Genomic DNA, 9,818 nt, shown 5'->3' with positions numbered 1-9,818 from the left:
AACATTCTGCTCTAATAAAATGTCTTTTAGCTGATGTATGACAGGCTCTAAAAGATCGGCACAGCGAACCATCCATGTAGCGAGTGTTTTGCGGCTTAATGTGATATCCAATTGCGCAAAGAGCGCCTCTTGGCGATACAGCGGCAATGCAAATTGGTATTTTTGAAGTATTACCTGTGCCAGTAAGCTCGGTGTCGCGATGCTCTTGGGAATAGGCAATGCCGGTACATCCGCAATTTTGATGGGTGTGTGAATGTTATTCTGCTCACACGTACGACAGGCATACTTGGGGCGAACGGTTTCAATGACTTTAATTGAAGCGGGGATGTACTCAAGCTGTTCGCTGGTCTCAGCACCCAATTGATGAAGCTCACCATTGCAGCAAGGGCAGACTTTTTCTTCGTCAGTTATATCAATGACACGCGTTTCGCGCGGTAAGTCTTTTGGCAGAGGTTTACGCTTAGGAGGAGACTGATTTACCGGCAAGCAAATTGCTGTGTGGCCCAATCTGATTTCAATGGCGCTTGATTCAGGACGAATGGAGGCCACTGCAAAATCCATCTGCTCAGGATCTGCTTTTAACAATCGCTGCTTTCGCAGACTGAAATACTTGCCGCTGATGCCTCGCTGTTTGCAAAATTCCGTGGCAGTTAGCCCGGATTGCGCTTGCTCTTTAATAAGCGCCTGCTACTCAGCTTCGGGGCTTCGTTTCATGAGATATGCCCTTTTCTGGAAAAGGCATCAGTTTACGACCGGGGTATCGAGTGTTTAAGGTGTGGTTGGCTGGACGCTTACCTTGTATTCATAAATAGTCAGATTTTCCCCCTGCATAGCACAGAGTCATTCATTGGCATTCACTTTCATTACAAGCTCAATAATTAAAAAATAATGACTATTCAGCCCTAATTACGATAATGTAACACCCCAAATAAAACTCAAGTTATAGTAACGCGATGTAGAGTTGATATTAAAGAAATCATACAGTGACGATAGACCGCATAAATATATAACAATCCATTAAATATGCAAGGAGAGTCATTAAGGCTGATAAAACGCTATCAGTCTCAGTGCGCACGGCCTGTGAAATGCTCTTATTGATGATTAGCTTACTGAGTGATCAGGGCAGTCGCGCTATTAAGTCAGCGTGGTCAATGTCTACCGAGCCTGCAGCTATCTATCAACGTACAAAAAAATCACCGCTACCTACGCATTAGCGACGCTATTCTCTGGACAACGACCCAGTATTTTTGAAAATACTACTGAATAGTTAGCTTTATTTTTATAATTTTATAATAAAAATAAAGCTAACCTAACGAAAAATCCAAAACCTGCTTACCCAAAAACCAAACAGCGGAATCAAAGCCACAGTACAGGCAAATACCGCCCAAGTTGGAAGCCATAAGCCACTAACAAAAACTAAACAGCAAGCAACGCAGTAATTGACGAGACCTAACCCGAAATATAATAAAAAATTAGCACGAGATGGAGCTTTTTGAAAAGTAAATAACACCTGACCAGCATAGGAAGCAACGAAACCAACCCAAAAACCCATTAAATTCGCAATCTGGATGCTGGCACCTATCTTTTCAGTAAGCATTAACGCAATCCCAAAGTGGATAGCCGCAGCCCCCCCACCTACCACACCAAAGCGTATTAACTGAATAAAAGTTGTATATTTAATCACGCCTTAGAACTTCCTCAACATGATATTTAGGCCGCCTCTTCACCTCAGCGTATATCTTCGCCACATACTCACCCAATATCCCCAAGCACATCAACTGAACACTACCTATAAAAAGTAACGGTAACAACACAGAAGCCCAGCCCGGAATAGCGCTATCGGTAAAAATTCTCACACCAAGTACCCAAAAAATCATTGCTAAACTTAAAAAGCCAGCAACAAATCCCATCACGGTAATTGCACGCAACGGTACGGTTGAGAACGAAGAAACCCCCTCCCAAGCAAAGCTCAGCATTTTACGCAACGGGTACTTACTCTCCCCGGCAAAACGCTCTTGACGCTCATATTCAACGCTAGAAGAGCTAAAGCCCACTTCTCGCACAATGCCTCGCAAAAATAAATTGGCTTCCGGGTATTCCTTAAACGCCTCTAGGGCTTTACGAGACATGAGGCGAAAATCTGCATGATTAAAAACTAAATCGACACCCATTTTTCGCATAAGGTGGTAGTAACCCTCGGCCGTAAAGCGCTTAAAGAATGTATCGGTTTTACGCTCGCTACGCACACCATAAACAACATCGTGACCTTTAGCATACTCGTCGACCATCGCCTTGATATTTTCGGGGCCATCTTGTAAGTCGGCATCAATACTTACGACGAGGTCCTCTGTCGTTGTACATAGGCCTGCGTAAAGCGCATTTTGGTGCCCCTTGTTTCGGGACAGCTTAATAGCGATTACATGCCCATCATTCTGAGCTTTTTGCTCTAACATTTGCCACGTTTTATCCTTGCTCCCATCATCCACAAAATACAACTTAGAAGCATCGCTAATTTTGTTGGCCGTCAGCATGCTAGTCATTACTTTTTCAAGTGCCGCAAAAGTCTCACTCAAAACCTCTTCTTCGTTGTAACAAGGAACAACTATCGCCAAAGAGGGTGGCCCATCAAGAGCGGCTGTACTACTGCGATTATGGTCGGTAGAGTTAGACATTATTGTGTTCTCCGGTATATCCAGAATTTATGTAATAAGAAATTAACAACTAGAGTCGCTCCAACCGCAAAGAGTTGGGCCAACAAGTAAGGGGCAACATAAAGCATTAAAGCAAACACTAAAGTATTAACCATCACACCCAAAAAAACCACTGCTATAAATTTTGGTAACGTTTGCCAATGGCTTTGCCCATTAGCAAACGTTAGATAATAATTGAGTAGGTAATTGTAGGCAGCACTCAGTAAATAACCTGCCGCAGAGGCGATAACTTTGCTCATACCCAACCATTCGACAAAGTACATAAGCAACATAAATTGCAACAAAGTTGCAGAGCCGCCTACAAACAAAAAAAGCAAGAATTGCCGCGACATAAATAGCCCCAATACGCGCTGACAAAGACTGAGAAGAAGCTGGGCCATATACAGTACAATCCGAGTAACCATCAATATCTAGCTATTATTCAATATGACGCCAGTAGCGTCATTTAGGCCCGCCAGTGTAAAAGCCATTAACACGCTTGGCAAATACCTTAACACCGAGGTAAGCCCGCCATCACACCATTGCATATTTTTAGATCTTAAAGTGTCACTATGTACAAGAAGCGCAACAGAAAGACTGACGAATACGCGCCCTTACGGTAAAGCACGCTCTATCTCAGCGCTAAACACCAAAAGCCCACCAATCTAATGCTCCACTGATACTGGCACCCCCTGAATAAGGTAGCGGCCTACCATTAAAAAAGGCCGCCTTCATGGCAGCCCTTTAATTAATACTCACACAATCTCACCCTTATCTACTCCTCAGGAATAAGCTGGCCTGTTATTTCACGCCCATACCAATCCAGTTTAATCACAATATGATCTGCAAAAACAACATCATTACGACGATCGCCCTGTAAGTTAACCCAGATGGTGCGGTGAGTTTTTGCCTTCAGCAGCTCGCCAATTTCAGCGGCAGCAGTATTTGCAGCAATAGCATTGCCTTCACTATCAAAGACCTCTGTACTATTACCGCTATCCGACTTAATCCGAATAACGCCGTTGCTTAGCACTAGCGTATTCAGGCTCGTATCGACGGAAAGAAGCTTACCGGCAAATAGTAGGTTTTCATCATCATCACTGGTACTACGCTCTCGAAAGTCAAAGCCCCAATCGTAGGGAAGCTCATCTGTACCATCGAATTTACGATCATTGACACCTTGCTGAGTGCGCTTGATAGATACGGCTACCGCTGGCTCACCCGGTACCACCACCATCACTAGGTAGTCGCCTATATTCAGGGTGTCAAAGGTCAAGCGTGAATGCTGCTGGAGTAGATCGACAATAGCTGTTTCTGACTTTAACGCAACCCGCTGACTGTCGATATCCACGAATTGCTGACCGGTCTCGTCGGTATAGAGCATAGTCACTGCACCGGTTATGGTTTGCGTAACCACGTTAGATTTGATGCTAATATCTTCAGCAAGTAATTGCGCCGCGTCTATGGGCTTCCCTTTGACAACAAGCCGATCACCACCTTTGATCGCCTCGATACTAAGCACTTTTGCACTGGCCGAGGTAACGGTAGTGTCAGCGTCATGGACAATCTTGATGCCATTAACCCAAAAATGCTTCGCTTCGATATTACGCACAGTACCGGCAATAACAGCGGACTCTACAACCACATCACTTTGCTCTAGATTGGTCACAAAGTTAAACGCTTTTGTCGCTATCAATATTTGGGGGCTAGTTTGGCTAAGCTGCCCCTCAAAGACAACCCCCGCGCCTTCTTCAACTATTGAGGGGTCATTAATATTGGCGTAATTAACCCTCAAGTTGCCAACTGATGCTTGCATTTGAAGTGCATCGTTATCATAAATGTAACCGCGTACTAAACTCATCTGCGGTGTTTCACCTAAAGTCACTCGTGTTGCTAATATTTCACCATCTTGCAACCAGCCACTGATAGTCACCTCCTTGCCAAAAAGCATTTTATCGCTCAACTCTGCACCCAGCACTGTTTGCGAGTCGATACGCACGCGCTGCCCCAAAACAGTAGCGATACCCGCAACATCGTCATAAGCCTCGATACGGCCAGTGACAGAAGGTTCAAAGAAGACTTGCTCAGCAAAAAGCTTACCACTTTCATCGCTGTAGCCATTCACAGCGATGCGATCGCCGACTTCAAAATTCGCTTCACTGACTAACTCGCCATGGCGATAAAAATCTGTGTCAGTCGTGTCATAATGCTCACCATGCACAATCACACTACCAAAACCGTTAATAGAGCCTTGTACAATTAAAGGAGAGCGCTTACCTAAACCAATTTCACCGCCGGGCTCATCGGGAAGAGGGATTTTGCCGCTACCATCAATGCCCGCAAACTTTGTGTCATCTGACTCGCCCTGCAAACAACCTGTCATCAACAATAAGCATGCGCCTATAATTACTCGCCAGATAATGGGCAACGCTTGCGAATAACTAATCATGAGTCTCTCCTGGAAGATTGTTTACACTAACTTTTAACTTTTCTTTATCGTGACGAATTAAATAAGCACCGACACCCAAGCGCACAACCTCTGTAGGCTCAGCGGTAACATCGCACTCATGATCGGTGAGCCAGCTATCAACACGCTCTAACAGAGCCTGCCCTTCTTGCTCTACAAAGCGCTCAAAAGCAACGACATCTTTAATCGCAATGGCGTTGTTACTTGCACGACGCTCAAAGCGGGGGCGCGCGCGCTTCTCTTTGCCCACAACATAAAGATTGTGAAACATGGTATTTAGAATCTCACTCGAAACAGAGCTTGCGCGTAATAGTGACTCGGGGTTGTTATTAGCCGGGACATAAAAACGTTTAAGCACACGAAAAGTACCTGCTGGTGTCTTTTCAATGCAATCGCTCCCCAGCAACTCTTTGAGAATGGTACTCACTGGTATATCGCCGCCATAAGCTTTTACTAATCGAGTAAAATCCTTAGCCTCATCATCTGTCTCCAAGGGAAGCTCTAAAGGCAACCCGTTGGGGTCCACGTAGCTTATATCCTGATGCCAAGCGCTTAAAATACGTGTCAAACGATCTTGTTCATTTTGATTATCTTCGACGAGATCTGCTTGTTTTAAGGCATCTTTTACTCGTTTGACTTCTTTTCGGTCAATACCTGTCATAGTCGCAATACGCGACATATTCGTTGGCCGCCCCTGCAATCCAAAATCATTCGCGCACACTTCAACAAAAAGCGTTTTCGCGAGTTTACAAAACTCGCTGTAAGTCACGCCATTATGAATTAATACCCGAATAACTGGCCGTAACATTGTACGAGCAGCCGATAGAATAAGTTGTTTTATATTGAGTTCTTTCATGTGGGAGAGATTACCCCAAATACTACGACCCGTCGCAGCCCGCTGTCTATTTTATGACCACAATCACATTGAAAGCGACCATTGTGCGGTTTTGCCAAAGTTTTGTTAAGGCTTAAGTGAATAATTTTTTTATTCCGTACCGATATTACCCCTGATAGAGCACAAAAAAAGTGACCCTCGCTGTCGAGATGTGCGCATAAATGACATACCTTGATTGCGTTATTTTACACAGCAAATTCAAAAAAAGTATCTCTAGTCAGACTATTTTAATTTCATAGCGTAATACGTCAAAAAAATGCCTTAATAAAAATAATATGCGTACATAAAACAGCTTCTTTTAGTTATTAATTAATACTTATATACCCTGCTTTATTTACTCTCAGACTTTATTTTTATATGGCCATCAATCAAGTCTAAAGAGGCTCGATCTTTGACTACCCTTTGGGTACTGCCCATATAAATATTGCTATGGGAACCTACCGTTCAGGGGTCTAATAATGAGTATTGGCGCACATATTTTGAAGGTAATAACTTGCAGTACGACTTATCGCTTAGTGCAAGCTCAATTTATGTGGAAGCCTGTAACCTTATTGCTCATCAGTCTAGTTATCATTCCGCCAACTTACGCTAATAGTAATTTACTTAATCACTCACAAGGTATTACAACCGGTCAAAGCGCGAATCATCATGCACTTTTTAGCGGTATTGCTAACCCTGCTATGGGCCACTTAGCGGTTAGGCCCAGTGAGCGATTCCGCCTGGCCTATTTTTTTAGCCTATCCAGCGCAACTGAGCTTGGCCAAGTCGATAACTTTGTTGATGACATTGATGAGCTAATTAATATTTTGGAAGACTCTGCCAATGCCGGTGATATACCCGTTAATGAAACACTTGACCGCTTTAACCTTGTTATTACACAGGCTGGCCAAGACGGTTACTTAAAAACCACTAATGGTATCTATTTACCGCCATTCCCTTTGTATTGGCGGCCATTATTTTTGCCCGGCACTCTTACTTTCGAATTCAATATAGAAAGCCAAATAAACGTTAGCGCCCTAGCTGATGAACTGATTTACGACGATCAAAAAGAAACTTTTTCAACGGCAACTTCCGCTTACTTAAAAAGTGGCCTACAAACAAAGTTTGCTGTTAGCTATAGCCAAAGTCTTTCGCAAGATTTATTTGGCACAAAAGGTACACAACTATTAGTCGGTGCAAGGTTAAATATTTACGATCTCGAACTCAGCAAGCAAGTCTTTCAACTTGAATTACTCCGCGGCCAAGGTATTGAAGATCTTATCAAAGATGAGTACAAAAATAATCGTATAAAGTCTACCGGTATAGGTTTAGATTTTGGCGCCATCTGGTCTGCTAAAAAATATCGCCTAGGCGCCACAATTACAAATGTAAATGCCCCCGCCTTTCATTATGGCGCCATAGGTGTTAATTGCGATAAATATATTGACGCAAGCCACTCACAAAGTAATTGTTATATCGCTAATTATTTTTCCAATATTAAAGGGGATATCAAAACCCACGAACAACACACTAAAAACCCTGTTATTACCCTTGATGGTAGTTATTTTATCAGCCCTAAATGGTTAGTCTCTGCAGCCGCAGAGCTTTCAAACTATGACGACACTGTTGGCCAAGAAAATCAATGGGTCCATTGGTCAAGTAGCTATCAACCTAACAGCTTTTGGGTTCCCAGCACCCGCGTTAGTTATCGCAAAAATTTAGCTGGCTCAAAGTTAAGTTATGCTGGTATTGGATTGACACTAGGCAAAGTTGTCAATATAGATTTTAACTTTGCACTTGACGATGTCATTGTTGATACCGATAAGGTTCCCCGAGGCATCGGCTTTGCTTTAAGCATTGAAGAATGGTTTTAAGTATTAAAGCAAAGCCGATACTAATAGCCTCAAGACGACTCCATAGTGTATAGCCGGATAATTAATTGACCGTCTTGATGAATACATCTCAATACAGTTCTTACAAAAATCATACTCTTTAAAAAACACCATACTTTAAAAATAAAAAACACTACACTTTGACCAGAGGTAAATTATGTCAACGACACATTTCATAGCAAAACTTAAAAATATCTTTGGTATAGGGGCTGCTATATTAATGCTCAGCGCCTGTGGTGGTGGTGATCAAGATCGCGGCAAGGTTTCTTTTTTTGAGCAAAATTTTAGCGGTGTCGCCGTTGACGGGCATATCGCAAGAGCCAAGGTCTTTATAGATAGCAATAACAATGCAACACGGGATCCTTGGGAGGACTTTTCATTCACAGATGATGCAGGGTACTATGGCTATAACCCTAATACAGGGACTGACTATTGCGCCAGTGATGCCACACCAGAAGAGCAACAATATTGCTTAAGCTCACAATCAGCACTTGGCAATGTAGTTATACGCGTTGACGGTGGCTACGATAGACTCACAGGTGAGCCTTTTGTTGGGCAGCTCAGTCGTCGTATTAATGCGCTCAACCCTGCCGATAGAACACAGCTCGTTATTACACCGATTACAACGCTACTCACCAGCATACAAGACCCTACCAACTATGAAAACATTCTCGCGGTTCTCGGTATTGAAGAAAAAGATTTAGATATTGATTATTTAAATAGTCGAGGAAATAATGAAATAGACAGCTATCTACTCAATACAGCACTAAAAATTCACAAAACAATTACCATTCTCAGTGACCGCATCGACGATACTTATACACAAATGCGCGAGACAACTGGCATGCCTAATGATGCCTCGCAAGCGTTGTATAAAAATCTTGCCAACACATTAACACTGCCTAACAGCCAAGACATAAGCGCTATTAGCCTAGACAATATACTCACCAACCCCAATGCTTTACTTCAAATATTAGACAACACTGAAAAAACTATTCGTAACACATACAACAAATACAATATTGATTTGCCCCTCGATATGGGAAGCCCAGATAACCCGAAAAAATTTAATCGCCCAGCCAAAATTGCAGCACAAATACCGCCGCTTATCGATTTACTGTTAACAGATGTAATAGATCAAGGGCAAATATTAGGTTATATTCGCGCCTTAGAGGTTGTTGTTATCAAATCAGTCAATGAATCAATACAAGATGACAGCACAATTAATAACGCTTTTGATTTCTTTTTTAATACTGGCAATACCGCTCTTATAGAGGCCTTACGTATCGCCTTAAGTGATGATAAAGCAGATATTAATGCATTAGTGGCGAATGATTTTAGCGGCGATGACTTTAATAATATTGCCGCTATTACTCACGCAGCACGCATTCAAGATGATGCCAATGCTTTTCGTGACCTTGATGGTAAACAACTGTTAATTTCTGACTTAGATCTTGGTTATTTACCCAATAATCTTAGTGATATTGAATTAGAACTGTATTTTAAAGCCGGTGATAGTGAGCTAAGCGGTAGCATAATAGCATGCGCTAAGTATATTGATGGTGCCAGTCAAAATAGTTTAGGCGAGGGTAACTTTAAAGGCGAAATTTTAAACGGTTTTTGGAGCTTACTAGGCGCCACCCAAGAACACCCTAAGTCCTATAGTTTATTACTGACATTTGATTTTTTAGGCGCTAACTATCAAGCTATTATGAAGCCTGCAGGTAGCACTACGGTGAATGGTATCGAATATCAAAAAATTCGTTTTGATTATGACGATGAAATTAAAGTTTGGCATAGCAAGGTTGGCTTAGAGGCACAACAAACAATACCCATCAATAGTCAGCAATGTGCTCAACGACTACCGTCGCGCATAGGTATTTGACGGCAATAGG

Annotated in this window: 8 protein-coding genes; 2 read left to right on the top strand and 6 right to left on the bottom strand. The window is 42.5% G+C overall.

Annotation, left to right across the window (positions count from 1 at the left end; all coding sequences use genetic code 11):
- The 6 genes from tnpA to AC438_RS12325 all read right to left on the bottom strand — a co-directional run.
- On the bottom strand, nucleotides 1-678 hold a 678-nt coding region (gene tnpA / locus AC438_RS12350), incomplete at its 3' end, for an IS66 family insertion sequence element accessory protein TnpA (RefSeq protein ID WP_420798151.1).
- 631 nt (nucleotides 679-1,309) lie between these two features.
- Nucleotides 1,310-1,684 (bottom strand): GtrA family protein, encoded by a 375-nt coding sequence (locus tag AC438_RS12345; RefSeq protein WP_053981569.1) that lies wholly within the window; start codon nucleotides 1,682-1,684, stop codon nucleotides 1,310-1,312.
- Entirely contained in the window at nucleotides 1,677-2,672 is a 996-nt protein-coding gene (locus AC438_RS12340) for a glycosyltransferase family 2 protein (protein WP_053981568.1), read from the bottom strand. The genes AC438_RS12345 and AC438_RS12340 overlap by 8 nt, the downstream gene beginning before the upstream one ends.
- Nucleotides 2,672-3,043, bottom strand: a complete 372-nt coding sequence (locus AC438_RS12335; protein WP_053981567.1) for a GtrA family protein — start codon at nucleotides 3,041-3,043, stop codon at nucleotides 2,672-2,674. Before AC438_RS12335 ends, AC438_RS12340 begins: the two co-directional genes overlap by 1 nt.
- A 422-nt stretch (nucleotides 3,044-3,465) precedes the next feature.
- Complete coding sequence (locus tag AC438_RS12330) at nucleotides 3,466-5,139, bottom strand: DUF5666 domain-containing protein (protein WP_053981566.1); 1,674 nt, start codon at nucleotides 5,137-5,139, stop codon at nucleotides 3,466-3,468.
- On the bottom strand, nucleotides 5,132-6,013 hold the full coding sequence (locus tag AC438_RS12325) for a DUF6502 family protein (protein ID WP_053981565.1): 882 nt from the start codon (nucleotides 6,011-6,013) through the stop codon (nucleotides 5,132-5,134). The genes AC438_RS12330 and AC438_RS12325 overlap by 8 nt, the downstream gene beginning before the upstream one ends.
- Before the next feature lie 497 nt (nucleotides 6,014-6,510).
- Here AC438_RS12325 and traF point away from each other — a divergent pair, with 497 nt between their 5' ends.
- Together traF and AC438_RS12315 are read left to right on the top strand one after the other, a co-directional pair.
- Nucleotides 6,511-7,905 (top strand): conjugal transfer protein TraF, encoded by a 1,395-nt coding sequence (traF, locus tag AC438_RS12320; protein WP_053981564.1) that lies wholly within the window; start codon nucleotides 6,511-6,513, stop codon nucleotides 7,903-7,905.
- Between the two features lie 175 nt (nucleotides 7,906-8,080).
- Nucleotides 8,081-9,808: a hypothetical protein gene (locus AC438_RS12315; protein ID WP_053981563.1), complete on the top strand. Its 1,728-nt coding sequence runs from the start codon at nucleotides 8,081-8,083 to the stop codon at nucleotides 9,806-9,808.
- The last annotated feature ends 10 nt before the right edge of the window (nucleotides 9,809-9,818 follow it).

Origin of the sequence: Marinagarivorans algicola (assembly GCF_001292705.1) — a bacterium.
In the GTDB taxonomy this organism is placed as follows: Bacteria; Pseudomonadota; Gammaproteobacteria; order Pseudomonadales; family Cellvibrionaceae; genus Marinagarivorans; species Marinagarivorans algicola.
Note: the sequence above shows the minus strand (reverse complement) of the source record. Positions and strands in the feature narration are given on the sequence as shown.